Below are 22,335 nucleotides of genomic sequence, written 5' to 3'. Positions count from 1 at the left end.
GGCACGCTCCGCCTGGCAACAGATGTCAGCAAGGCGGAGCGAGCGATCTCAATGGAGCATGGTCGCGACACATTCCTCGACCTGAGCCTTTCGTCCCGGGATGTCCGGCAGGAACTGGAATCCGGTGAGACGCTCGACCACCTTCACCGTGGTTCGAAAGCCCTTGAGATATTCGAGTGCATCCTTGTCCTCGAACTTCCGGTGGTCGATGTTCGGCATGACATAGGCGTTGGCGCGCTTGTTGACGGGGTCATAGAGGATCTTGAACAGCGCAATGGGAACCGCGACGCCGGCGTCGCACTTCTTCTTCGCACCGCAGATCGCAGGCCGCTTCGGCGCTTCGAACTTGATCTCGATCTTGCATGCATTGTTCTTCTTGTTGACCTCGGGAAGGCTGTCTTCGTCGTCGGCATAGATCGGCCCGGTGATGACGTAGAGCTCGCCGCGATCCTTCGTGAGGTTGCGGACCAGCAGCTCGAATTCCTTCCAGATGCCGCGGTTGAATCCAAGGCCCTGCTGCGGCACGGCATTGGACAGAACGAAGCTCTCGTCCATCCATTCGCCGTTGGAGCTGAAGTCGGCGGAAGCGGCCTGGTGGCCGCGGTCGAGCTTGCTACCGGTGTAGTCTCCGTCCTTGGCCTGCGCCTCGTCGCAGACGCCGCCCTCCGATTTGAACTTCTTGCTCTCCGGTCGCTTGAACTTGCCGCTGACCTGCTTCTTGTTCAGCGGCTCGATCACCCAGAACGGCGTCTTGGCCTCGTTGTTGTGCAGGAGAACGTAGCGCGTGTGACAGACGGGGGTGGCGTCGAGATCGTCACCGCCGGTCGGCAGGCCGATCTTTTCCCAGAGCGCGCGGCAGCTGTCCGGATCGTTCACGGGCTCGGCGGGGGATGGTTCGCAGACGTCGGCCCGGGCCGGCTGGCACAGGCTCAGTCCCAGGCAGATGAGACCGCACAGACGCGAGAGTTTGGACATGGTGGGCCTCCGGGCTCAAGCATTCGGGCCCGGCGGCGGGGTCTTGCGGCCTGTCCTGGACGGTTTGCCTGCGGCGGCGGCCGTCGCCTGCTCTTCCCGGCGCTCCGACGAGCTCACGGTTTTCGACACGACATAGGTGCCGCCGCTGATGCCGAGCAGCGCCAGCACGTTGCCGGGAATCTCGATCAGCGTTCCGGCCTCGATGCACAGCAGAAGATAGAGCCCCGCGATAACGAACGTGAAGATCAGGAACTGGAAGCGGGAGAGGCTGGCTTTCGGCGGCGATGGGTCGTTGGGCGCCTGCGGCTCGGACAGCAGTCCGGTCAGCGCGTCGGAGTCTCGGTACAGTTTCCAGAGAACAAGCGCGGCAAATCCGAGCAGAATGATCGAAATGACGACGAAGCCCCACCATGAAATCCATTGTGCAGTCATGAAAATATCCCGTTTGAAAAAATGTAGCTTCGCTAACTCCTTCGCGCGATCTTGCCGGCCAGATAGAGCCCGTTGCCGCCGGTCAGGAGCGTCAGAAGATTCTCCGGCAGATCGGGCATCGACATTGCCCCCGTCTCCGTCGTGACGATCCCGGTGTTGAGCGCGTGGATCGTGTAGGCGGCGAGGACGGCCGGGACGATGGCGGCTGCCATCACCCGTTCGGGATTGACGCGTTCGTCCCTGGGCTGCCTTTTGGATCTATCTCTGTGCCCGTCGCTGACGAGCAGGCCGCGCGATGCGCCCCTGTCGAGCAGCACGCGGATGAGCACGAGCAGCAGCATCGCGCCGAACCAGGCGATCAAGCAGAATGCCAGAAATTTGCCGACCGTCGTCATCAGCCCGGCGCTCCCCTCGACCAAACTGCCACAGCGTGTGGCCGATTGCAATCAGAGGTCGTGCGACTTGTTGGCGGTTGCAGACCTACCGGCCCCTTGCCGGACGGAATGTCAGGACACCACAGCCGCTCCGCACGAGGCCTGACAGTCGCGCTCTTCGGCGGACGTCACGCCGCCGGCAGCGGTCCGTCGTCGTCCTCAGTCGCACCGCGCGGCTTCAGGACGTCGAGATGGATGCCGCCGCAATCGGTGCAGCGCATGGTCCAGTATTCGCATCCGGCGCGGCCGCCGATCACGCGCAGAACCGTGAGATCGCCACCGCAGTCCGGGCATTTCGACAGCACCGATCGGGCGTAGGATCGGGCCAGCGGCTGGGTCTCTTCGATCTCGATATACGACATCACCGGTTCCTCGTTGCGCGCCGCGCTGTGCTGAAAGGCCTATTCGTCGTCGCGGTCGGCACGCCGGCGGAAGCGATCGATGTGGTGCTTGGCGTCGGCGATCGCGGCGTCGGGATCGGGCCAGGCGAAGCCGACTTCCATGGCCGGAAACAGCACGCCGTCGATGGCAACCGGGCTGAAATCGGCGCGCCGGATGCGGGCGTGCCACAGCCCCTTGCCAGCTTCGAAGGATTCGATGTCAAAGCCGTCGTAGAGGGTCGTCATTGCTAGTCCCCAAGAGTGGTTCGTAAGTGTCTAGTTGGAGGGTCAGGGGACCACGTTTGCGGATTTGTGGATGTGAAGCCGTTCACAAGATGCCCGGCTTTTTTGCCTGAGCGGCCTCAGTTCCGCGCGGGACTGCGGCCGGCGCGCCGCACGGGGCGGGCCGCGGGCTCCGATGCCGCGCGCATGATCCAGCGGCGGAACGCGGCGAAGTCGCGCTGCTCGGTCTGGAAGCTGCGATAGAGCAGGTACCAGCGCATGCCCTTCGGGACGGAGAGGTCGAACGGCGCAACCAGCCGGCCGGCGGCGAGATCGTCGTCGATATAGGGCCGGATGCCCATGGCGATGCCGAGCCCGTCGGCCGCAGCCTGCAGCGCCTGGCCGTAGAACTGGAACTCCGGCCCGCGCGCGTTGATGCGCGCAAGGCCGGCGGCCTTCAGCCAGATCGGCCAGTCCTCGGGCGAGTGCGCGACGCGGATCAGGCTCGGTCCCTTCAAATCGGCCGGGCGCTTCAATGAGGCGGCGAGGCGCGGCACGCAAACCGGCGTGAGGTCACCGGCGAACAGGGGCTCGGCGACGAGGCCGGGCCAATCGCCGGTGCCGAGCTTGATGCCGCAATTCCAGTCCTCGCCGAACGGCACCAGCGCGCCGCCGGTGGTGAAGCGCACCTCGATGTCGGGCTCCTCGCTGCGAAACTCCGACAGCCGCGGGATCAGCCAGCGCATCGCAAAGGTGTGGCCGACGCCGATGGTCAGCACGCGCACGCTGGAAGGCGCCGTCACCTGCGCGGTGAGGCTCGCCAGCGCATCGAAGATCGGGGTCAGCCCGCTCTGATAGGCGCGGCCGGCCTGCGTCAGCACCAGGCGATTGGCCTTGCGCTCGAACAGCGCGACGCCGAGCCGTTCTTCCAGGAGATGCACCATGCGGCTGACGGCGGCCGCCGACACGCTCAGCTCGAGCCCGGCCGCAGCAAAGCTGCCGGTCCGCGCCGCCGCCTCGAATGCCTTGATGCCGTTGAGAAACAGCAGCCGCCGCAAATGCCCGACCCTCAGGAAAGCTGATGCCAGGGCAAGATAACTCAGTTTGCGGAGAAGGGGCAAGCGAGGCACAAGAATGAGAGTAATTCCAGGTTGATTTACCGCGAGGCGCCTTCGCCTCTCCCCGCAAGCGGGGCGAGGGAGTGCGAACAGCTTGCGTCCCATACTTGCCACCATCGGAGACCCCCGTGACGCCCATCATGATCGCTGCCCTTGGATTGCTGATGGTCGCCACCGCGTTCCTGTCGGGGCTGTTCGGCATGGCGGGCGGGCTGATCCTGATCGGCGTGCTGCTGGCCCTGATGCCGCTGCCGACTGCGATGGTGCTGCATGCGATCACGCAGATGGCCTCAAACGGCTGGCGCGCGTTTTTGTGGCGGGCGCATATCCGCTGGCGGCCGGTCGCGAACTACATGGTGGGCGCGGCCATTGCGCTTGCGGCCTGGTCGCTCACCCGCTACGTGCCGGACAAGCCGACGGCGCTGCTGCTGCTCGGCGTCACACCGTTCATGGCACGGCTGCTGCCGGCGAACGTCAAGCCGGACCCTGATAGGCTCTGGCAGGGCACGGTCTATGGCACGATCTGCATGGGCCTGATGCTGATGACTGGTGTCTCCGGCCCGCTGCTCGACACCTTCTTCCTCGGTGGCGATTTCGGCCGGCGCGAGAAGGTGGCGACCAAGGCGATGTGCCAGCTGGTCAGCCATTTCACCAAGCTGATCTATTTCGGCGGCGTGATCGACCAGGCCGCGAGCCTCGATCCCGTGCTCGCCGGCGTCGCGATCGCAGCCTCGATGCTCGGCACCACGCTGGCGCGGCGCATCCTCGAAGCCATGACCGACCAGCAGTTCATCGCCTGGTCCAACAAGCTGATCACCACCATCGCCTGCTATTATATCGCCTATGGCGGCTGGCTGCTGGTTCGGACCCCTGTGCTGGCCGCTTTCGACAAGGGAGGTTTGCCATGAGCGAGACCGCCGATCCGCTGGTGCTGGATTTCGTCGAATGGGTCGCGCGCGAGCCGCGCGCCTATGCCGAGGTGATTTCGACCTGGAAGACCTCGTGCCCGCGCCTCACCATCTGGGAGGACGCCGCCGACCGCGGCTATGTCGCGCGCGAGACGTTGCCCGGTGTGGGGCTCGTCATCGCGGTGACCGAAGGCGGCGAGAGGCTGCTGCGCACCAACGGGCGGTGAGCACGTCGCATCCAGCCAGCGCTACCGCGAAGGCGGCGCAAGCCGCGGCCGGATGATCTCGACCATGCGCTCGGCCGAGGTGCCCGGCGGAAAGAAGCCGAGATATTTTCCGTCGCGGTCCATGAGGTAGATGAAGGAGGTGTGGTCGACCGTGTAGTCGCCGCCCTCCTGGCCGATCGGGATCTTGGCAAAATAGACCACCTTGTAGGCCTCTGCCGCGGTCCCGATCGCGGCGAGGCTGCCGGTCAGCCCGAGCAGCCGCGGATGAAACAGCGGCACATATTCGGCGAGATGCTCGGCCGTGTCGCGTTCGGGATCCAGCGTGATGAAGACGGGCTGTACCGCGTCGGCATCCGGCCCGAGCTGCTCGAGCGCCTGTCCGATCGCCATCAAATCGGTCGGACAGACGTCGGGGCAATAGGTGAAGCCGAAATAGACCAGCATCAGCCGTCCGCGGAAATCGCGGTCGCTGCGCGGCTTACCGGTCTGGTCGATCAGCTCGAACGGTCCGCCGACCGGCTCCCGATTCCACATCAGGATGTCCATCGTCTCGGCGGCCGAGCGTGCCTGCGCCGCTCCCGCGCAGGCGAGCGCCAGCATCACGCACAGCCAGGCGCCGGCGCCTCGCATCACAGCCCGAAGGTGAGGCGGCTGCCCGTCGTCGTCACCACCACCTTGCCCTCCATCTGGGCATTGGCCTCCTGTGCGAAGTTGAGCCCGCTGCAATGCATGGGCACCACGACGTCAGGATTGAGCGCCTTGATCTCGCTCACGACCTGCGTGAGGTAGTCCTTCGGCGCCGGGCCGAGATGGAAGCCGCCGACGATGGCGTGCACCTTCTGGATGCCCGACACCTCCTGCGCCTGCTTCACCGAATTGACGATGCCGACATGGCCGCAGGACGAGATCACGACGAGACCGAGATCCCGCACGTTGAAGCAGGTGGCGTGCTCGTGGATGTGCTCGTCCGGCACGATCTTGCCCTCCATCTCGGCGGGCAAATAGTGGCCGACATTGCAGCCCAGCCCGTCCCTGATTCCGAACTCGACGAGGGTGTTCGGCAGCACGCGTTCGCCGCTGCGGCGGGTGATCTTGCCGGTGGTGAAAGCATGGTCCGCAATCACGGTCGGCGTTTCGCACAGCACGGTCGTCACTTTCTGCGCCGCAAGCTGCCGGCGGTCGAGGGTGCCGAAATCGGCGAACTGCCCCTGCGTCGGCGTCGGATTGACGCGATGGCAGAAATTGTCCTCGCCGCCTGCATAGAGCTTGAGGTCGGCGGGCAGCTTGTCCCGAAACTTGTCGAGGAAGCCGTTCAGGCCGCCGAAATGATCGTAATGGCCGTGGCTGACGATCAGAGCGTTGAGCTTGGCCGCATCGACGCCGATCAGCGCCATGTTGTTGAGCAGCACCTCGGGCGTGTAGCCGTAGTCCAGCATCAGCGTGCGCTGGTTGCCGCCGCCTTCAGACTCCAGCCAGAGCGACAGGCCCCATTCATTGTGCAGCGATTTGCGGAAATCGCTGCCGCGCGCGGCCGGGGCGATGGACACGCCGTTGATCTGCTTGGGGCGGAAGAACAGGTCGAAACTCGAATCCACCAGCACGCGGATCGAAAGCTTGTCGACGGTCGGAACGGCGATCGGCGCCGCGCTCGCGATCTCGACACAGGTGAATGCGTTGGCGGCCGCAGCTCCGGCGAGCGCTGCCGAACCCAGAAGGAAATCGCGCCGTGGAATGGTCCTGGCCATTGCAATGCCTCCTGATGTCTGAAATGCCCGAGCTTAGGTCCAATCCGGAGGCGGCTCAACAAGTCGTGGCATCTCCGCGCTGTCAGTCTCGCCGGGCATGAGCGTGCTCGTTGATTGACAGCCCGGTAGGATGTTACGAACTTTATGCAACTGCATCCTTGCCTTCCGCACCACATGTTCGCCAATCGCAGCCACGGGACCAACCATGTCATTCAAACTCTTCGAGCTCGTCGGCACCGACGCTGCACGCCCCTTCAGCCCGTATTGCTGGCGCACGCGCATGGCGCTGGCGCATAAGGGCCTGTCGGCGGAGTCGCTGCCCTGGCGCTTCACCGAGAAAAGCGCGATCGCGCCGCACGGCTCGGAGCGGGTCCCGGTGCTGCTGCATCACGACAAGCCGGTGGTGGATTCCTGGACCATCGCGAATTATCTCGAGGACAATTTCCCGGATCGCCCGTCGCTGTTCGGCGGCGAGGGCGGCCGCGCCATGGCGCGCATGATCAATGCGTGGGGCGACATCGCCATCGTCGGCGGCATCTTTCCGCTTGTTATCGCCGACATCCCGAACAACCTCGCCGAGGTCGACGCCGCCTATTTCCGAAAGTCGCGCGAGGCGCGGTTCGGCGGCAAGAGCCTGGAAGAGGTGATGGCGAACCGCGACACCGGTGTGGTCAGCTTCCGCAAATCGCTGGAGATCATGCGCCAGACGTTCAAGACGCAGCCGTTTCTCGGCGGGCAGGCACCGAACTATGCCGACTACATCGTGTTCGGCGGTTTCCAGTGGGCGCGCGTGGTGAGCCCGTTCAAGCTGCTGGAGGTGGACGATCCGGTCTATGCATGGCGCGAGAAGCTGCTCGATGCGTTCGACGGCATGGCGCGGAAGTCGCCGGGATTTGCGGTGTAGGCTTCGTAGGGTGGGCAAAGGCGCAAAGCGCCGTGCCCACCGTCTCTCACGCATGCAATGAAAATGGTGGGCACGCTTCGCTTTGCCCACCCTACGATACTGAGGATGTGGCCGTCGTCTTGCGCCTAACGAGCAGCGCTCGCCTCCGCCGCCGCCTTGCGCAAACACTCCCGGCACAGGCAATCCTCGCCCTTGACCGGCATCGGCAGCCGGGCCGTCTCCTCCGCGCACCAGCAATTGCCCGAGAGGTCGCAGCCGAATTCGGTGCCGCAGCGGGAGCAAACGAGGCGGCGCGGAAGTGCCGGCGCTGACGGCATGTCTTTCGGATTTGTCATGATTTACGCCGAAGCTTCGCCGTCATTTTCATGTCGGGTTCATCTGTCGCTGCGCTATATTATGCGCCGCGCAACGATCAGGAAAGCGGTCGGCAATCCGCGAAGGACAAATCGATGGCCCGCGATTCGCAAGCCGCTCTCGTTGCGCTCAACCGTTTCGGCTTCGGCGCCCGCGGCGGGGCGTCCGGCGATCTCATCAACGCGGCCTCCGATCCCAGAGGCTTTGTGAAAGCGGAACTGGCCCGTCCCAATGGCGTGCTGCTGGAGGCGCCGGGCCTGCAATCGACGCCGCAACTCGGCCAGGCGGTGTTTGCCTATCAGGACCAGGTCAAGCAGGCGCGCGAGGCTGCCAAGGAATCTGCCAAGGCCGCTGCGCCCGCGGAGACGCCGCCGCAGGTGCCCGCCGATCAGAAGCCCGCTTTGCGCCGCAATCTCTCGCTGAATACGGCCGCGACCGAGATCGCCGGCCAGATGGCCGACGCGAAGCCGGCCGACACGCCGGCCAAGCCCGAGACCATGCAGCCGAACATGGCGACGCCGCCTGCCGCAAAGCCCGCGCCGCAGCCGCTCAACGTGATCCAGAAAACCTTTCGCGCCGAGGCGCTGGCGCGCCTGCAGCGCGCGACGCTGGTCGAGTGCGGCTTCACCGAGCGTCTGGTCGTGTTCTGGTCCAACCATTTCTGCATTTCCGCGAGCAAGGGCGAGCTGGCGCGGATCTGGGCCGGCGCGTTCGAGCGCGAGGCGGTCAGGCCGCACGTGCTCGGGCGCTTCGCCGACATGCTGAAAGCGGCCGAGCAGCATCCGGCCATGCTGTTCTTCCTCGACAACCAGCAATCGCTCGGTCCGGACTCGCGCGCCGGGCAAAACCGAAAGCGCGGGCTGAACGAAAATCTCGCGCGCGAGATCATGGAGCTGCACACGCTCGGCGTCGGCGGCGGGTACACGCAGGAGGACGTCACCTCGCTCGCGCGGATCATCACCGGCTGGACTTTTGCCGGACGGCAGGGCCAGCTCGGTACACCCGGCGCGTTCGTGTTCAACACCAATGCGCATCAGCCCGGGCCGCAAATGCTGCTCGGCAAGACCTACGAGCCGACCGGCCTTGCGCAGGGCGAAGCCGCGCTCGCCGACATCGCACGCCATCCCTCGACCGCGAATTTCATCGCGACCAAATTCGTCCGTCACTTCGTTGCCGACGATCCGCCGCCGGCGCTCGTGGCGCGGCTGCGTGATGTCTTCGTCAGGACCGACGGCGATCTCAAGGCGCTTGCGACGGCGCTGGTCGATTCCGACGAGGCCTGGAAGGCGCCGCTGACCAAGATGCGCAGCCCTTACGATTTTCTGGTCGCAAGCGGCCGGCTGCTCGCGCGCGTGCCGGAGGATCCCGGCGCGTATCTGAACAATCTCAACCTGCTGGGACAACCGCTGTGGTCACCGGCAGGGCCCAACGGTTTCCCCGACACCAGCGCCGCCTGGGCTGCGCCCGAAGGCATGAAGCTCAGGCTCGACATCGCGGCGCAAATGGGTGCGCGGCTGGGCAACAACATCGATCCGCTCGACCTCTTGGAGTTCGCAGCTGCGGATGCGGCCTCGATCGAGACGCGTCGCACCGTCGAGCGCGCGGAGTCGCGCCAGCAGGCGCTGGCGCTCTTGCTGATGTCGCCGGAAATGCAGAGGAGATGATGATGATCGACTGCGTCGAGAACCGCCTCCTCACCTCGCGCCGCGGCCTCTTGCTCGGCGGCGCCTCCTTCGCTGCGTGGGCTTACTTGCCGAAATTCGCGCGCGCGGCTGGCGGGCGCGATCCGCGATTGGTCGTCGTGATCCTGCGCGGCGCGCTCGACGGGCTCTCGACCGTCGCCCCACTCGGCGACCCCGATTACGCCGGACTGCACGGCTCGATCGCGCTCACGGCGGATGGCGCGCATCCCGCGATCATGCTCGACGGCTTCTTCGCGCTGCATCCGGCGATGCCGGAGTTCGCGCGCATGTATCGCGACAGGCGTGCTGCGGTGATCCATGCGGTGGCGACGCCCTATCGCGACCGTTCGCATTTCGACGGGCAGGATGTGCTCGAAAGCGGCTATGCCGGCCCGGGCCGCGTGCAGTCCGGTTGGCTCAATCGCGCGCTCGAAGCGCTGCCGCGCGGCGAGCGCGTGTCGAGCGGGCTTGCGGTCGGTCCGACCACGCCGCTGGTGCTGCGCGGCAATGCGCCGACGGTCGGCTGGGCGCCGGTCGCGCTGCCGCAGGCCGACGACGACACCGCGATGCGGCTCGTCGATCTCTACCGCCACCGCGATCCCGCGCTGGCCGCGGCGCTGTCGCAAGGCCTTCAGCTCGACAAGGTCGCAAGCGGCGACGACATGAAGCCGAAGGGCGGCAATCAGGTCGCGCAGATGCGCCAGGTGGCGCGCGGCGCGGCCAAGCTGATGGCGGCCGACGACGGTCCGCGCATCGCCGCGCTCGCCTTCGACGGTTGGGATACGCATGCCAATGAGGGCGGACCGGTCGGGCGTCTCGCCTTCCTGCTCGGCGGTCTCGACGGTGCGCTCGCGGAATTCGAGAGCGGCCTCGGCGAGCGCTGGCGCGACACCGTCGTCGTCGTTGCCACCGAGTTCGGCCGCACCGCGCGCATCAACGGCACCGACGGCACCGATCACGGCACCGGCACCATCGCGCTGCTCGCCGGCGGCGCCGTGAAAGGCGGCCGCGTCATCTCGGATTGGCCGGGCCTCAAGCTCGCCAACCTCTACGAGGCCCGCGACCTCAAGCCCACCACGGATTTGCGCGCGGTGATCAAGGGCGTGCTGCAGGACCAGTTCGGCCTGTCGGATCGTGCGCTGGCGGAAACGGTGTTTCCGGACAGCGCAAGCGCAAGGCCGATGAAGGGGCTGGTTACCTAACCCTCAAACGCCGTCATTCCGGGCCCGCGCCTTGCGGCGCATCCCGAAATGACGACATGATCGGCGAAACATCAGGAGACCACCCATGTACATCGCCATGAACCGCTTCCGCGTCGCCAAGGGCTCGGAATCCGCCTTCGAGCAGGTCTGGCTCACCCGCGACACGCATCTGGACAAGGTGCCGGGCTTCGTCGAATTCCATCTGCTGCGTGGCCCCGAGCTTGAGGACCACACGCTCTACGCCTCGCACACGGTGTGGGCGAACCATGCATCGTTCGAGGCCTGGACCAAGTCGGAGGCTTTCCGGGCCGCGCATCACAAAGCTGGCGACAACAAGCCGCTTTATCTCGGCCATCCCCAGTTCGAGGGTTTTGAGGTGATGCAGACGGTGGGGCGCGGCGCGAAGTAGCGCCACGCCGCAAAGGTCAGTCGTCGCAAAAGTCAGCCCAGCGTGATCCTGTCGATCTCCGCCATCTCCTCGGTGCTGAGTTTCCAGGCGATCGCCTTGACGTTCTCCTCGATCTGCTCGACGCGGGTCGCACCCGCAATCACGCTCGAGACTTGCGGGCGTGCTGCGAGCCAGGAGAAGGCGAGCTCGAGCATGTTATGGCCGCGCGCTTTCGCAAAGGCCTGGAGCGTCTCGACGATGTCCTCGTTGCGCGGCGTGACGTAGCGGTCGCGCAGCCGCGGGACTTTGCCGAAGCGGGTGTCGCCGGGCGCGGCCTCGCCCTTTTTGTATTTGCCGGTCAAGAGGCCGCTGGCGAGCGGGAAGAACGGGAGCAGGCCGAGCTTGTATTCCGTCGCGGTCGGCAGCAGGTCCTTCTCGATGTCGCGCACGAGCAGGGAATATTCGTCCTGGCAGGAGACGAAGCGGCTGACATTCATCGCGCGTGCGACGTACTCCGCTTCCGCGATGCGCCAGGCCGGGAAGTTCGAATTGCCGATGTAGCGGACCTTGCCCTGCCGCACGAGATCGTCGAGCGCGCGCAGGCTCTCCTCGATCGGCGTCAGCGGGTCGTAGTCGTGCTGCTGGTAGAGATCGATGTAATCGGTCTTCAGCCGTTTCAGGCTCGCTTCCACGGCCTCCATGATGTAGCGGCGCGAGGCGCCCTGCTTGGTGCCGTCCTCGGCCATGGGCTTGGCGTATTTCGTCGCCAGCACGATGTCCTTGCGGCGATCGCCCAGCACGGTGCCGAGCACGGTCTCCGAGCCGCCCATGTTCGAATAGATGTCGGCGGTGTCGAACAGCGTGATGCCGAGGTCGAGCGCGCGATGGATGACCTTGCGCGAGGTCTCGAGGTCGGTGCGCTGGCCGAAATTGTTGCAGCCGAGCCCGACCGCGGACACGCGAAGGCCGGAGGCGCCGAGATTGCGAATTTCCATGAAAGATCCTGTCGGAGATGAGCGGCGGGCATTCTGACCACCATGCGCCGCAGCAGCAAGCTGCCCGCCGCGCTGCTGCCATGCCGGCAGCGCGGACAAAAAAATGCGGCCCCTGTCAGACGCGGCGACTGACGGGGACCGCTTTGGGGCGCTTGATCGGTGACGGGGGGCCTGATCAGACGCAGGTGCACCCTAGTCCCGCTATGTTACGCGCCGGTGACAGGACAAGTTATCCACAGGCTGTGCGCGGGGATCAGAACAGCTTGCGATAGACGATAAAGCCGGAGCGCTCCGCGACCTTGTCGTACAGGCTCTGCGCCGTGACGTTGGTCTCGTGCGTCTGCCAGTAGACCCGCGGCGATCCCGCCAGCTTCGCCCGCTCATACACGCCATAGATCAACGCCGACGCGACGCCGTTGCCGCGCGCAGCCTCGAGCGTGAACAGGTCCTGCAGATAGCAGGACGGCTCGATCGCGGTGGTGCTGCGATGAAACAGATAGTGCGTCAGCCCGAGCAGCTTGCCGTCGCTCTCGGCGACCAGCGCATGCACCGGCTCATAGGCATCGAAGAAGCGCTGCCACGTCATCTTCGTGATCTCGGGCGCAAGCGCGGTCGGGCCCGAGCGGCCGTAGAAAGCGTTGTAGCCGTCCCATAGCGGCAGCCACTGATCGTAGTCCTGCCTCGTGACGGAGCGAATGGTGAGCGACATGTGAGAATTCCGCGATCGATGAAGCGTCCTTCATACGTGATGAAGGGCGCGTCGATCAATCGCCAGTCGCGTCACTCCGCGACGCGCAGATACCGGATCAGCTTGCGGTTCTGGGGATCGCGCAGCGAGCGGTAGTAGTCGGCACGCGCCGGCGCATCGGTGTGGCGCACGAGGTCGGTGACCGGCGTGTAGCTCAGCATGCGCCCGCCGTCGGGCAGCGCAGCGCAGACGAAGCGCAGCACCTCGCCATTGCGCAATTTGATGTTGATCGGAGTCGCATCGCCGATCCGCACCATCTCCATGCGCTGCGCGATGAAGGTGCTAAGCTCGTCCTCGGGCAGTTCGAACGCGCCGGTGTCGCGGCTGTGATACATCAGCGCGATGAAGGGCGGCTTGCCGTCGGCGATGTCGTCCGGCACCGCAAAATAATCGCGGAAGGCGCGGTTGATGAATTCGGCCCGCGTCTCCGTGTCGAGCAGCACGATGCCGATATCGACCTGGTCGAGCGCGGCCGACAGTCGCGCGGCGGTGGCGTGGCTCTGGCGCTCGGTGGCGAAGGCGGCGAGCAGCCGCTCGCGCATCAGGCCGGTGATGCCTGCGGTGCCGAAGGCCGTCACCGCGAGGAGGCCGACCAGATCCGCGCTGGCATGGAGGGGCACGGCGCGATGGCCGGCGAAGAACAGCGCCGCACCGCCGACTGCGAGGGCCGCACTGGTCATGGCGGAGGCGAAGCCAGCCAGCGCGCCGGCCAGCGCAACGATGCAGACGAAGAGCGGTGCAGGCGAGGGAATGTGAACGGAGCGATCGAGCAGGATCGCCAGCAGCGTGATCGCTACCGTCAGCATCGGACCGGAGATCGCACGCCATCCGAACCGCATCTCGTTCCTCCCTGAACGAGGGAACGCCGCAACTCTGACCGATTGTTGCGCCGGCGCGGTGGGGAATCGTGCGGAGTGCTTAAGGGCGGCTTGCGACGGCGCGCCAAGCTTTCAGATGATTTTAGACCAAATGCGAATGCTTGACGCGCTGCTGCAACGCCGGCGCATTCAGCGTCGAGGAGCCCGAGCTCTTGCGCATGCCGGTGAAAATCAACAGCGACGCCGCGACCAGGATGGCCGCAGTCAGGGTAATTGCAACGACGACCACAGGTGATTTCATCGACGTCCTGTCGCGATGCCGGTCAGCGCGGGGCGCGCGGCACCTTGAAGGCAGGTCCAGGATGAAACGGGATCAGACCGGCAGACCCATCGCCATGGTCGCCTTGGTCGACAGCACTGTCAGGGTGACGATCAGGCACAGCGAGAGCGCGGCGACGGCAAGCGAGGCCGCGACCGCATTGGTCAGCCGGGAAGACGAAACGGTAGCGGGTTGGCCTTGAAAGCCTGCCGTGCCGGACGCCCGAATCATGGTCTAAATCCTTCAACGTGCGAGCGAATCACCCGCGACGCCGAATAATTTCACCATTTCAACCGGCAATATTGCGGCGGCCGCCGCGGCAAACATGGCGGGATTGCGGCAAAGGTTAACGCTATGCCCGCTATTTCTTAACGCTGCACCGGTTTTCAGGCCCCTGCGGCGATGCTGGCGGGGTCGTCGATGTCGGCCGGACGCCAGTCCATCGCTACGAAGCCGGGTGCGGCCTCGACGCGCTTCAGCCAGTCCCGGATCGCCGGGAAGGTGGAGAGGTCGAAGTCGCAGCGATCGGCGAGATGGGTGTAGCCGTAGAGCGCGATGTCGGCGACCGTGAGCTGGCGGGCGGCGAAATAGGAACTGGTCTTGAGGTGGTTCTCCATCACCTGGAGCGCGCCATAGCCGCGCTCCATCCAGTCCTCCAGCGAATGGGTCTGGAGGTCGCGGCCGCCCTTGACCAGCGACAGCCAGAAATAGGCGGCGCCGATATTCGGCTCGAGCGCGTGCTGCTCGAAGAACATCCATTGCAGCGCCTCGGCGCGGTCGATGCGGTTCTCCGGCGCGAGCGGCGTGCCGACGGCGACGTACCAGAGGATGGCGTTGGACTCGGCGAGATAGCGGTCCTCGCCGACCTCGAGCAGCGGCACCTGGCCCGACGGATTCTTGGAGAGGAAGTCCGGCGTGCGGCTCTCGCCGCGCAGAATGTCCACCTCCACCGCTTCGTAGGGCAGGTTCAACAGCGCCAATGCAAGGCGGACCTTGTAGCTGTTGCCCGAGCGCTGCATCGAATAGAGCTTGTACATTCTGGGAGTTCTGCACCTTGTACGGGAAAGCGCGGCGCATCCTGCCCACGCGCCGCGGCTAGACAATGATGCCGATGCGAATCCGCCGCAAGAGCCGCCCAGTAGAAAAACTCGAAAACCCTACCGCACTGCAATGCCGCGGAAGATCATTTCCACGCGACGGTGCAAATCAGATCACGCTTGCGTCAACGCGCGAACGCGTTGCCCCTGCATCGCGTGAGTCGTTGAGCGGCCGTGATCGAGCCCGGCTTTGACGCTCGGCTGAAGGCTCCCGGACGTCCTCGAAAAACGTCAGCCTCGTGGTCGGTTCTTGGCGGTCAGAACGGCCTGAAATTGCTCCGAGGACAAGCCTTGCCGGATATGAGGGGTTTGCGTGGCAAAGTTACGGAAAATTGCGGGGAATCGCGGCTCGCAGCGCTGGAATTCGTAAACTTTTGCAGGATCGGGCCGAAGTTTCTTGCGGTGCAGCGGCACACGTTTTAGGGTGGCTCCATTCCCACAATCAGAGTCGTGAGGCCAGAGGGTTCACGACGCTTGTCAGGAGATGACGATGTCCTTCCTTGCCGCTGCGCTCGACCGTGTGAAGCCGTCCGCGACCATCGCGGTCACGGATAAAGCACGCGCGCTGAAAGCGGCGGGCCGCAACGTCATCGGCCTCGGCGCCGGTGAGCCCGATTTCGACACGCCCGCCAACATCAAGCTCGCGGCGATCCATGCCATCGAGGCCGGCAAGACCAAGTACACCGCGGTCGACGGCATCCCCGAGCTGAAGGAAGCCATCATCGCGAAGTTCCAGCGCGAGAACGGCGTCGTCTACAAGCCGAACCAGATCATCGTCGGCACCGGCGGCAAGCAGGTGCTCTACAACGCGCTGATGGCGACCATCAATCCGGGCGACGAGGTGATCATCCCCGCGCCCTATTGGGTCAGCTATCCTGAAATGGTGGCGCTCGCCGGCGGCGAGCCGGTGCCGGTGGTTTGCACCGCCGCGGCCGGTTTCAAGCTGCAGCCCGAGGCGCTCGAGCGCGCGATCACGCCGAAGACCAAATGGGTGATCCTGTGCTCGCCGTCGAACCCGACGGGAGCTGCCTACACCAGGGCCGAGCTGAAGGCGCTCACCGACGTGCTGGTCAAGCATCCGCATGTCTGGGTGATGACCGACGACATGTACGAGCACCTCGTCTATGACGACTTCCAGTTCACCACGGTCGCGCAGGTCGAGCCCGGCCTCTACGACCGCACGCTCACGGTGAACGGCGTCTCGAAGGCCTATTGCATGACCGGCTGGCGCATCGGCTATGCCGGCGGCCCGGCCCAGCTCATCAAGGCGATGTCGACCATCCAGTCGCAGTCGACCTCGAATCCGTGCTCGATCGCGCAGTGGGCCTCGGTGGAGGCGCTGAACGGTCCGCAGGAGTTCATCCCCGCCAACAACAAGGTGTTCAAGGAGCGCCGCGACCTCGTCGTCTCCATGCTCAACCAGGCGAACGGCATCGAGTGTCCGCGTCCGGAAGGCGCGTTCTACGTCTATCCGTCCTGCGCCGGCACGATCGGCAAGAAGGCGCCGTCGGGCAACGTGATCGCGAACGATGAGCAGTTCGTCACCGAGCTCTTGGAGACCGAGGGCGTCGCTGTGGTGCAGGGTTCGGCCTTCGGCCTCGGCCCGGCCTTCCGCATCTCCTACGCGACCAAGACCTCGGACCTCGAAGACGCCTGCAAGCGCATCCAGCGCTTCTGCGGCAATCTGCGGTAAGCCTGTCGCGACAGTGCGAATTGGAAAGGCCCGCTTCGTGCGGGCCTTTTTGTTTGTGTTTCGATGGGCGGAGTCGGATGGGCTTTTGCTCTGGTTGGCGTTGTGCCTTGCCCCTCACCCGGATTGCTTCGCAATCCGACCTCTCCCCGCAAAGAGCGGGGAGAGGTTAAGTCACGCCGACGGCGCGAATTTTTACTATTAGGGGCGCACAGCTCTCTCACTCCCTCGCCCCGTTCTTACGGGGCCGCGACGAGCTTCGCTCGCGCTGAGAGGGTAGGGTGAGGGGCCTCTCCGCGAGTTCGATTCTAGATGCGTCCATCTGGCACGCGCAAAACTCTTGTGGCATAGAGCATCGCGCAACACGGGTGGGGCGCTCTCTCTGCTCGCATCACACTCATCGCCGGAGACATTCATGCGCCGTTCGTTCATCTTCGCCGGGCTGGCCGCCGCCAGCCTCGTTGCCTCCGTCGCGAGCAGCAGCGCGCAGCAGCAGCGGATGGTGCGGGTCGGCGTGCTCGAATGCCGCGGCGGCGCCAGCGTCGGCTTCATCGTGGGATCGGTGACCAATCTCGGCTGCGTGCTGCGCGCCGACGGCTTGCCCGAAGACCGCTATGTCGCGACGATCCGGAAAGTCGGCCTCGACATCGGCATCACCCAGGAGACCACGCTGGCCTGGGGCGTGTTCGCACCGGTCGACCGGCTCGGTCCCGGCGATCTCTCCGGCAATTACGCCGGTGCGCAGGGCAGCGCCTCGATCGGCGTCGGCTTGGGGGGCAACGTGCTGGTCGGTGGCTCCAACAACTCGATCGCGCTCCAGCCGCTCAGCGTGCAGGGCCAGGTCGGCCTCAACATCGCTGCCGGCCTCGAGAGCCTGGAACTCCGCCCGGGCCGTTAACACTTTTGCGTGTGATCGCGCCGCGCGAAGCGGCGCGATTTTAATGATGACGCACCGCAGCGGCGTTTGACGCTTGCCAAATCTAAGGGACGGGCAGAGCATCTGCGTTTGCCGACCCAATCATGGGCCGAGCTCCACACCAAGGAGGCGGCGAAATGGGACAAGACGTCAGAAGTCCCCGAGGTCCACGGTGCATCGCGCTGGTGGGCCCTTTCCAAAGCGGTAAAACCACACTTCTTGAAGCAATATTGGCGCGAACGGGCGCAATCCCGCGCGCCGGCAGCGTCGACGCCGGAACTTCCGTCGGCGACGCCACCCCGGAGGCCCGTCATCACAAGATGACCGTCGGCCTCACTGCCGCCACCACGAGTTTCATGGGCGACAGCTACACCTTCCTGGATTGTCCCGGTTCCGTCGAGTTCGCCCACGACATGCGCGCCGCGCTGCCCGCGGTCGATGCCGCCATCGTGGTCTGCGAGGCCGACGAGAAGAAGCTGCCGCAACTTCAGATCATCCTGCGCGAGCTGGAGGAGCTGAAGATCCCGCGTTTCCTGTTCCTCAACAAGATCGATCGCGCCAATCAGCGCATCCGCGAGACCCTCGCGATGCTGCAGCCCGCCTCCCGCGTGTCGCTGGTGCTGCGCCAGATCCCGATCTGGAAGGGCGAGCTGATCGAGGGCTTCGTCGATCTCGCGCTGGAGCGCGCCTTCATCTATCGCGAGCACAAGGCTTCCGAGGTGGTCGCGCTCGAAGGCGGCGACCTCGACCGCGAGAAGGAAGCCCGCTTCTCGATGCTGGAGAAGCTCGCCGACCACGACGATGCGCTGATGGAGCAACTGCTGGAGGACATCCAGCCGCCCCGCGATGCCGTGTTCGACGACCTCGCACGAGAGTTGCGCGAAGGCTTGATCTGCCCGGTGCTGCTGGGCGCGGCCGCGCGCGAAAACGGCGTGCTGCGCCTGATGAAGGCGCTGCGCCACGAGGCGCCCGGCATCGCCGAGACCGCAAAACGTCTCGGTGCGCCCGAGAGCAAGGACGCGCTCGGCTACGTCTTCAAGACGCTGCATTCGCAGCACGGCGGAAAGCTGTCGTTGACGCGGCTCGTCGCCGGCCATCTCGACGACGGCGCCACGCTGCAATCCTCCTCCGGCGGCGCGGGGCGTATCTCCGGCATCCTCGCCGTCAACGGCGCCTACGACACCAAGCGTGCCTCGGCGGAAGCCGGTGACACCGTGGCGCTCGCCAAGCTCGATCCGGTCAAGACCGGCGACATGGTCTCGAGCGGCAAGATGCAGCCGGCGGCGCTGGTCGCCGCGGAGCCCACATCGGCCGTGCTCGCGATCTCGGTCGCGGCCACCGACCGCAAGGACGACGTCAAGCTCGGCCAGGCCTTGATGCGACTGCATGAAGAGGATCCTTCGCTCCTGATCGTGCAGAATCCCAAGACCCACGACACCGTGCTGTGGGGCCAGGGCGAGATGCACCTGCGCGTCGCCAGCGAGCGCTTGCGCGATCGCTTCGGCGTCAAGGTCACCTCGCATCCGCCCGCGATCGGCTACCAGGAGACCATCCGCAAGCCGATCACCCAGCGCGGCCGGCACAAGAAGCAGTCCGGCGGCCACGGCCAGTTCGGCGATGTCGTGCTCGACATCAAGCCGCTGCCGCGCGGCGACGGTTTCAAGTTCGCCGAGAAGGTGGTCGGCGGCGCGGTGCCGCGCAACTACATCCCGGCGGTCGAGGAAGGCGTCGTCGACGGGCTCACGCGCGGTCCGCTCGGCTTCCCCGTCACCGACGTGCAGGTGACGCTGACCGACGGCTCCTATCACAGCGTCGATAGCTCCGATCTCGCCTTCCGCACGGCAGCGCGGGTCGGGCTCAACGAAGGCCTGCCGCAATGCCAGCCGGTGTTGCTGGAGCCGATCCACGTGGTCGAGATCGTCTGTCCGACCGATGCCACCGCCAAGATCAACGCGATCCTGTCGGCGCGGCGCGGGCAGATCCTCGGCTTCGACACCCGCGACGGCTGGAGCGGCTGGGACTGCGTCCGCGCCATGATGCCGGAAGCCGAGATCGGCGAGCTCATCGTCGAGCTGCGCTCGGCCACGGCCGGCGCCGGCAGCTTCACCCGTCAGTTCGACCACATGGCCGAAGTCACGGGCCGCGCCGCTGACCAGATCATCGCCGCCCATCAGCACGCGGCGTGAGTCTGTTAGGAGCGCGTCACGCTTTTCCTCCTCTCCCCGTTTTCGCGGGGAGAGGAGCAGTAAGGCTGTAGCCTTCTCCACGCGTCACCGCGAACGTAGCAAAGCCGTAACTCCGTCATCCTGAGGTGCGAGTTGCGCAGTGCATTTGCACTACGCGGCGAGCCTCGAAGGATGCACGGCCCGGCTGCATCGGGGCCGCCCATCCTTCGAGGCTCCCCATGGGACGCGTTGCGTCCCGTGGCTCGCACCTCAGGATGACGGAGCATAGAGTCACAATGACGGACGAGACAGGGCGAGGTGCCTCTTGCGTCCGTCCCTGTATGATGTATTTTACATCATTGTATATGCTCCAGATATCATTTATAACTCCTGACACGTGAGGCCAAGGTGATCACCTCGTTCCAGATGCGGGCGGCCCGCGCGCTGCTCGGCATCGATCAGAAAACCCTGGCCGAGCTCGCCGGCGTGTCGCTGCCGACCATCCAGCGGATGGAGGCCTCGACCGGCAATGTTCGCGGCGTGGTCGAGACCTTGATGAAGGTTGTCGAGGCGTTCGACCGGGCCGGTGTCGAATTGATCGGCGAGCAGGCGCGCAGCGACAGCGGCGGGCGGGGCGTGCGCCTCAAGGAGCCGGGGCCGCCGCGCCGCGTCGGAGCATGATCGCAAGGTTGATCGTGCCCGGGATCAGGATGGGCTAGCGCATCGTCGCACCTCGGCAACACGGGACGCACGATGCTTCGGAGCATTGTGGGGCGGCGGAGCATTTTGCTGACATGAGCATCACAGGCGATCACGTGGGCGGACTGCATCAGCTTCGCAGGCCGACCTTTGCCGAACTCTATCTGCCAAAACTCGTCACCGTCTGGCGTGAAGGCTACGGCGTCGCGGACTTTCGCGCCGACGTGTTCGCGGGCCTCACGGTGGCGATCGTCGCATTGCCGCTGTCGATGGCGATCGCGATCGCCTCGGGTGTGACGCCGGACCGCGGCCTCTACACCGCGGTCGTCGGCGGCTTCATCGTCTCGCTGCTCGGCGGCAGCCGCTTCCAGATCGGCGGGCCTGCGGGTGCCTTCATCGTGCTGGTCGCGGTGACCGCGGAGCGGCACGGCGTCGACGGCGTGATCCTCGCCACCATGATGGCGGGCCTGTTCCTGATCGCCGCGGGCCTGTTGCGCGTCGGCACCTACATCAAGTTCATTCCCTATCCGGTCACGGTCGGCTTCACCGCCGGCATCGCGGTGATCATTTTTGCGAGCCAGCTCCGCGATCTCTCGGGCATCACGCTGGCGGGGAAAGAGCCCAGCGAGTTCGTGCCGAAGCTTGCCGCGCTCGCAAGCGGCCTGCACACCGTCAATCCGTCGGCGGTTGTCGTCGCGCTCGTCAGCATTGCCATCATCGCGGCCTTGCGGATCTGGCGGCCGTCCTGGCCCGGCATCCTGATCGCAGTCGTGTTCGCGGCCGTCATATGTGCGGTGTTCTCGCTGCCGGTCGAGACCATCGGCAGCCGCTTCGGCGGCATCCCGCGCGAATTGCCGTCGCCGGCGCTCCCCTCCTTCTCGCTGGAGAAGGCAAAAGCGGTGCTCCCCGACGCAATCGCGTTCGCGCTGCTCGCCGCCATCGAATCGCTGCTGTCGGCGGTGGTCGCCGACGGCATGACCGGGCGCCGCCACCGCTCCAATTGCGAGCTGGTGGCGCAAGGCGCGGCCAATATCGGCTCGGCGCTGTTCGGCGGCATCTGCGTCACCGGCCTGATCGCGCGCACCGCCACCAACATCCGCGCCGGCGCGCGCGGGCCGCTGGCGGGCATGCTGCATTCGGTCTTCCTGCTGCTGTTCATGCTGATCGCAGCCCCGCTCGCCAGCTACATCCCGCTTGCCGCGCTCGCCGCCGTGCTCGTGGTGGTCGCCTGGACCATGGCGGAGAAGCAGGAGTTCGCCACGCTCGTGCGCTCCTCCTGGGGCGACGCCGTGGTGCTGCTCGCGACCTTCCTGCTGACGATCTTCCGCGATCTCACCGAAGGCATCCTGGTCGGCTTCGCGCTCGGCGCGGTGCTGTTCATCCATCGCATGGCGGAGATGACCGGCATCGAGGAACGCACGCCGCTGGTGGCGGCCGACCGTCCCGACGACGGCAATGGCGAGCGCGTGCGCTATGACCCCGGGCTCGCGATCGACCGCGACGTGCTGGTCTATCGCATCACCGGCGCGTTCTTCTTCGGTGCGGCCTCGGCGATCGGCGGCGTGCTCGACGGCATCGCCGACAAGCGCAAGGCCTTCGTGGTCGATTTCGCCGCGGTGCCGTTCCTGGACTCCACTGCGGCGAACGTGCTCGGCCGCGTCGCCGCCAAGGCCCATCGCCAGGGCATCCGCCTGTTCATCACCGGGGCCTCGCCCGCGGTCCGCCGCGCGCTGCTGACCCATGGCGTGACGCCGCCGCGCGCGCGCTATCGCACGAGCCTCGAGCGCGCCGTCGCCGACATCAAGAGCCGGGCGGCCGACGAGCCTGCGGCGGGCTGACCGCGCGCACGTCTCGCGCCGGGCGGTTTGATCGGCGCCCGCTGCTGCGTCGTGATGCGGCGCTCGCGCGCTTGACAGC

Annotated in this window: 26 protein-coding genes; 11 read left to right on the top strand and 15 right to left on the bottom strand. The window is 65.8% G+C overall.

What is annotated here, in order from left to right:
* Positions 1-48: 48 nt before the first annotated feature.
* The 6 genes from XH79_RS28030 to XH79_RS28005 form a co-directional block, all read right to left on the bottom strand.
* Positions 49-975: a DNA/RNA non-specific endonuclease gene (locus tag XH79_RS28030; RefSeq protein ID WP_271583696.1), complete on the bottom strand. Its 927-nt coding sequence runs from the start codon at positions 973-975 to the stop codon at positions 49-51.
* Positions 976-990: 15 nt separating this feature from the next.
* Complete coding sequence (locus tag XH79_RS28025; protein ID WP_212341781.1) at positions 991-1,407, bottom strand: hypothetical protein; 417 nt, start codon at positions 1,405-1,407, stop codon at positions 991-993.
* Between the two features lie 32 nt (positions 1,408-1,439).
* The gene (locus XH79_RS28020) at positions 1,440-1,802 is read right to left on the bottom strand and encodes a hypothetical protein (protein WP_212341779.1); all 363 of its coding nucleotides are present in this window, start codon (positions 1,800-1,802) and stop codon (positions 1,440-1,442) included.
* Between the two features lie 167 nt (positions 1,803-1,969).
* Complete coding sequence (locus XH79_RS28015; RefSeq protein ID WP_271583695.1) at positions 1,970-2,203, bottom strand: hypothetical protein; 234 nt, start codon at positions 2,201-2,203, stop codon at positions 1,970-1,972.
* 39 nt (positions 2,204-2,242) lie between these two features.
* Complete coding sequence (locus XH79_RS28010) at positions 2,243-2,467, bottom strand: hypothetical protein (protein ID WP_080134746.1); 225 nt, start codon at positions 2,465-2,467, stop codon at positions 2,243-2,245.
* A gap of 116 nt (positions 2,468-2,583) precedes the next feature.
* Positions 2,584-3,501, bottom strand: a complete 918-nt coding sequence (locus tag XH79_RS28005) for a LysR substrate-binding domain-containing protein (protein WP_212341775.1) — start codon at positions 3,499-3,501, stop codon at positions 2,584-2,586.
* 188 nt (positions 3,502-3,689) lie between these two features.
* Between XH79_RS28005 and XH79_RS28000 the strand changes: the two genes are divergently transcribed.
* Together XH79_RS28000 and XH79_RS27995 are read left to right on the top strand one after the other, a co-directional pair.
* On the top strand, positions 3,690-4,469 hold the full coding sequence (locus XH79_RS28000) for a sulfite exporter TauE/SafE family protein (protein WP_271583694.1): 780 nt from the start codon (positions 3,690-3,692) through the stop codon (positions 4,467-4,469).
* Complete coding sequence (locus XH79_RS27995) at positions 4,466-4,696, top strand: hypothetical protein (protein ID WP_018648319.1); 231 nt, start codon at positions 4,466-4,468, stop codon at positions 4,694-4,696. The genes XH79_RS28000 and XH79_RS27995 overlap by 4 nt, the downstream gene beginning before the upstream one ends.
* Before the next feature lie 21 nt (positions 4,697-4,717).
* Here XH79_RS27995 and XH79_RS27990 read toward each other — a convergent pair whose 3' ends face one another.
* A complete protein-coding gene (locus tag XH79_RS27990) occupies positions 4,718-5,326 on the bottom strand; it encodes an SCO family protein (protein WP_442869974.1) in 609 nt (202 codons plus the stop codon).
* Complete coding sequence (locus XH79_RS27985; protein ID WP_271583693.1) at positions 5,326-6,441, bottom strand: MBL fold metallo-hydrolase; 1,116 nt, start codon at positions 6,439-6,441, stop codon at positions 5,326-5,328. Before XH79_RS27985 ends, XH79_RS27990 begins: the two co-directional genes overlap by 1 nt.
* Before the next feature lie 205 nt (positions 6,442-6,646).
* Between XH79_RS27985 and XH79_RS27980 the strand changes: the two genes are divergently transcribed.
* Positions 6,647-7,345, top strand: a complete 699-nt coding sequence (locus XH79_RS27980; protein ID WP_271583692.1) for a glutathione S-transferase family protein — start codon at positions 6,647-6,649, stop codon at positions 7,343-7,345.
* Positions 7,346-7,470: 125 nt separating this feature from the next.
* Here the strand turns inward: XH79_RS27980 and XH79_RS27975 are convergent, their stop codons facing one another.
* Positions 7,471-7,680, bottom strand: coding sequence for a cysteine-rich CWC family protein (locus XH79_RS27975; protein ID WP_271583691.1), 210 nt, complete (start codon positions 7,678-7,680; stop codon positions 7,471-7,473).
* Positions 7,681-7,794: 114 nt separating this feature from the next.
* On the opposite strand from XH79_RS27975, the gene XH79_RS27970 reads away from it, so the two are divergent.
* The 3 genes from XH79_RS27970 to XH79_RS27960 all read left to right on the top strand — a co-directional run bounded on the left by XH79_RS27970 (position 7,795) and on the right by XH79_RS27960 (position 10,992).
* Complete coding sequence (locus XH79_RS27970) at positions 7,795-9,363, top strand: DUF1800 domain-containing protein (RefSeq protein ID WP_271583690.1); 1,569 nt, start codon at positions 7,795-7,797, stop codon at positions 9,361-9,363.
* Between the two features lie 2 nt (positions 9,364-9,365).
* A complete protein-coding gene (locus XH79_RS27965) occupies positions 9,366-10,583 on the top strand; it encodes a DUF1501 domain-containing protein (RefSeq protein WP_271583931.1) in 1,218 nt (405 codons plus the stop codon).
* An 85-nt stretch (positions 10,584-10,668) separates the two neighbouring features.
* Positions 10,669-10,992 carry an antibiotic biosynthesis monooxygenase family protein gene (locus XH79_RS27960; protein WP_271583689.1) on the top strand — a complete coding sequence of 108 codons (324 nt, stop codon included), beginning with the start codon at positions 10,669-10,671 and terminating at the stop codon, positions 10,990-10,992.
* A gap of 32 nt (positions 10,993-11,024) precedes the next feature.
* On the opposite strand, the gene XH79_RS27955 is transcribed toward XH79_RS27960, so the two are convergent.
* The 6 genes from XH79_RS27955 to XH79_RS27930 form a co-directional block, all read right to left on the bottom strand.
* Complete coding sequence (locus XH79_RS27955) at positions 11,025-11,966, bottom strand: aldo/keto reductase (RefSeq protein WP_271583688.1); 942 nt, start codon at positions 11,964-11,966, stop codon at positions 11,025-11,027.
* Positions 11,967-12,219: 253 nt separating this feature from the next.
* Complete coding sequence (locus XH79_RS27950; RefSeq protein ID WP_271583687.1) at positions 12,220-12,675, bottom strand: GNAT family N-acetyltransferase; 456 nt, start codon at positions 12,673-12,675, stop codon at positions 12,220-12,222.
* Positions 12,676-12,746: 71 nt separating this feature from the next.
* Positions 12,747-13,553, bottom strand: coding sequence for a PAS-domain containing protein (locus XH79_RS27945; protein ID WP_271583686.1), 807 nt, complete (start codon positions 13,551-13,553; stop codon positions 12,747-12,749).
* 121 nt (positions 13,554-13,674) lie between these two features.
* On the bottom strand, positions 13,675-13,833 hold the full coding sequence (locus XH79_RS27940) for a hypothetical protein (RefSeq protein WP_212341758.1): 159 nt from the start codon (positions 13,831-13,833) through the stop codon (positions 13,675-13,677).
* Between the two features lie 72 nt (positions 13,834-13,905).
* A complete protein-coding gene (locus XH79_RS27935) occupies positions 13,906-14,082 on the bottom strand; it encodes a hypothetical protein (protein WP_007596747.1) in 177 nt (58 codons plus the stop codon).
* A 155-nt stretch (positions 14,083-14,237) separates the two neighbouring features.
* Complete coding sequence (locus XH79_RS27930) at positions 14,238-14,888, bottom strand: glutathione S-transferase family protein (RefSeq protein ID WP_271583685.1); 651 nt, start codon at positions 14,886-14,888, stop codon at positions 14,238-14,240.
* Between the two features lie 550 nt (positions 14,889-15,438).
* Here XH79_RS27930 and XH79_RS27925 point away from each other — a divergent pair.
* The 5 genes from XH79_RS27925 to XH79_RS27905 all read left to right on the top strand — a co-directional run bounded on the left by XH79_RS27925 (position 15,439) and on the right by XH79_RS27905 (position 22,256).
* Entirely contained in the window at positions 15,439-16,641 is a 1,203-nt protein-coding gene (locus XH79_RS27925) for a pyridoxal phosphate-dependent aminotransferase (RefSeq protein WP_271583684.1), read from the top strand.
* Between the two features lie 412 nt (positions 16,642-17,053).
* The gene (locus XH79_RS27920; RefSeq protein ID WP_212341753.1) at positions 17,054-17,536 is read left to right on the top strand and encodes a DUF992 domain-containing protein; all 483 of its coding nucleotides are present in this window, start codon (positions 17,054-17,056) and stop codon (positions 17,534-17,536) included.
* Between the two features lie 155 nt (positions 17,537-17,691).
* Positions 17,692-19,740: an elongation factor G gene (locus tag XH79_RS27915; RefSeq protein ID WP_271583683.1), complete on the top strand. Its 2,049-nt coding sequence runs from the start codon at positions 17,692-17,694 to the stop codon at positions 19,738-19,740.
* A 387-nt stretch (positions 19,741-20,127) separates the two neighbouring features.
* The gene (locus XH79_RS27910) at positions 20,128-20,400 is read left to right on the top strand and encodes a helix-turn-helix domain-containing protein (protein WP_212030178.1); all 273 of its coding nucleotides are present in this window, start codon (positions 20,128-20,130) and stop codon (positions 20,398-20,400) included.
* 113 nt (positions 20,401-20,513) lie between these two features.
* Entirely contained in the window at positions 20,514-22,256 is a 1,743-nt protein-coding gene (locus tag XH79_RS27905; RefSeq protein ID WP_271583682.1) for a SulP family inorganic anion transporter, read from the top strand.
* Positions 22,257-22,335 lie beyond the last annotated feature (79 nt).

Source organism: Bradyrhizobium sp. CCBAU 45389, from assembly GCF_028128625.1.
Lineage (GTDB): Bacteria > Pseudomonadota > Alphaproteobacteria > Rhizobiales > Xanthobacteraceae > Bradyrhizobium > Bradyrhizobium liaoningense_B.
This window is presented reverse-complemented; position numbering and strand designations above follow the sequence as displayed.

What these genes read in the sequence shown, in the direction of transcription:
- XH79_RS27930 (WP_271583685.1), bottom strand. Translation starts at nt 14,888, where the DNA reads ATGTACAAGCTCTATTCGATGCAGCGCTCGGGCAACAGCTACAAGGTC.
- XH79_RS28020 (WP_212341779.1), bottom strand. Translation starts at nt 1,802, where the DNA reads ATGACGACGGTCGGCAAATTTCTGGCATTCTGCTTGATCGCCTGGTTC.
- XH79_RS28030 (WP_271583696.1), bottom strand. Translation starts at nt 975, where the DNA reads ATGTCCAAACTCTCGCGTCTGTGCGGTCTCATCTGCCTGGGACTGAGC.
- XH79_RS27990 (WP_442869974.1), bottom strand. Translation starts at nt 5,326, where the DNA reads ATGCGAGGCGCCGGCGCCTGGCTGTGCGTGATGCTGGCGCTCGCCTGC.
- XH79_RS28015 (WP_271583695.1), bottom strand. Translation starts at nt 2,203, where the DNA reads ATGTCGTATATCGAGATCGAAGAGACCCAGCCGCTGGCCCGATCCTAC.
- XH79_RS28010 (WP_080134746.1), bottom strand. Translation starts at nt 2,467, where the DNA reads ATGACGACCCTCTACGACGGCTTTGACATCGAATCCTTCGAAGCTGGC.
- XH79_RS28025 (WP_212341781.1), bottom strand. Translation starts at nt 1,407, where the DNA reads ATGACTGCACAATGGATTTCATGGTGGGGCTTCGTCGTCATTTCGATC.
- XH79_RS27995 (WP_018648319.1), top strand. Translation starts at nt 4,466, where the DNA reads ATGAGCGAGACCGCCGATCCGCTGGTGCTGGATTTCGTCGAATGGGTC.
- XH79_RS27955 (WP_271583688.1), bottom strand. Translation starts at nt 11,966, where the DNA reads ATGGAAATTCGCAATCTCGGCGCCTCCGGCCTTCGCGTGTCCGCGGTC.
- XH79_RS27965 (WP_271583931.1), top strand. Translation starts at nt 9,366, where the DNA reads ATGATCGACTGCGTCGAGAACCGCCTCCTCACCTCGCGCCGCGGCCTC.
- XH79_RS27935 (WP_007596747.1), bottom strand. Translation starts at nt 14,082, where the DNA reads ATGATTCGGGCGTCCGGCACGGCAGGCTTTCAAGGCCAACCCGCTACC.
- XH79_RS27940 (WP_212341758.1), bottom strand. Translation starts at nt 13,833, where the DNA reads ATGAAATCACCTGTGGTCGTCGTTGCAATTACCCTGACTGCGGCCATC.
- XH79_RS27980 (WP_271583692.1), top strand. Translation starts at nt 6,647, where the DNA reads ATGTCATTCAAACTCTTCGAGCTCGTCGGCACCGACGCTGCACGCCCC.
- XH79_RS27950 (WP_271583687.1), bottom strand. Translation starts at nt 12,675, where the DNA reads ATGTCGCTCACCATTCGCTCCGTCACGAGGCAGGACTACGATCAGTGG.
- XH79_RS27975 (WP_271583691.1), bottom strand. Translation starts at nt 7,680, where the DNA reads ATGACAAATCCGAAAGACATGCCGTCAGCGCCGGCACTTCCGCGCCGC.
- XH79_RS27960 (WP_271583689.1), top strand. Translation starts at nt 10,669, where the DNA reads ATGTACATCGCCATGAACCGCTTCCGCGTCGCCAAGGGCTCGGAATCC.
- XH79_RS27945 (WP_271583686.1), bottom strand. Translation starts at nt 13,553, where the DNA reads ATGCGGTTCGGATGGCGTGCGATCTCCGGTCCGATGCTGACGGTAGCG.
- XH79_RS27915 (WP_271583683.1), top strand. Translation starts at nt 17,692, where the DNA reads ATGGGACAAGACGTCAGAAGTCCCCGAGGTCCACGGTGCATCGCGCTG.
- XH79_RS27985 (WP_271583693.1), bottom strand. Translation starts at nt 6,441, where the DNA reads ATGGCCAGGACCATTCCACGGCGCGATTTCCTTCTGGGTTCGGCAGCG.
- XH79_RS27905 (WP_271583682.1), top strand. Translation starts at nt 20,514, where the DNA reads ATGAGCATCACAGGCGATCACGTGGGCGGACTGCATCAGCTTCGCAGG.
- XH79_RS27925 (WP_271583684.1), top strand. Translation starts at nt 15,439, where the DNA reads ATGTCCTTCCTTGCCGCTGCGCTCGACCGTGTGAAGCCGTCCGCGACC.
- XH79_RS27920 (WP_212341753.1), top strand. Translation starts at nt 17,054, where the DNA reads ATGCGCCGTTCGTTCATCTTCGCCGGGCTGGCCGCCGCCAGCCTCGTT.
- XH79_RS27970 (WP_271583690.1), top strand. Translation starts at nt 7,795, where the DNA reads ATGGCCCGCGATTCGCAAGCCGCTCTCGTTGCGCTCAACCGTTTCGGC.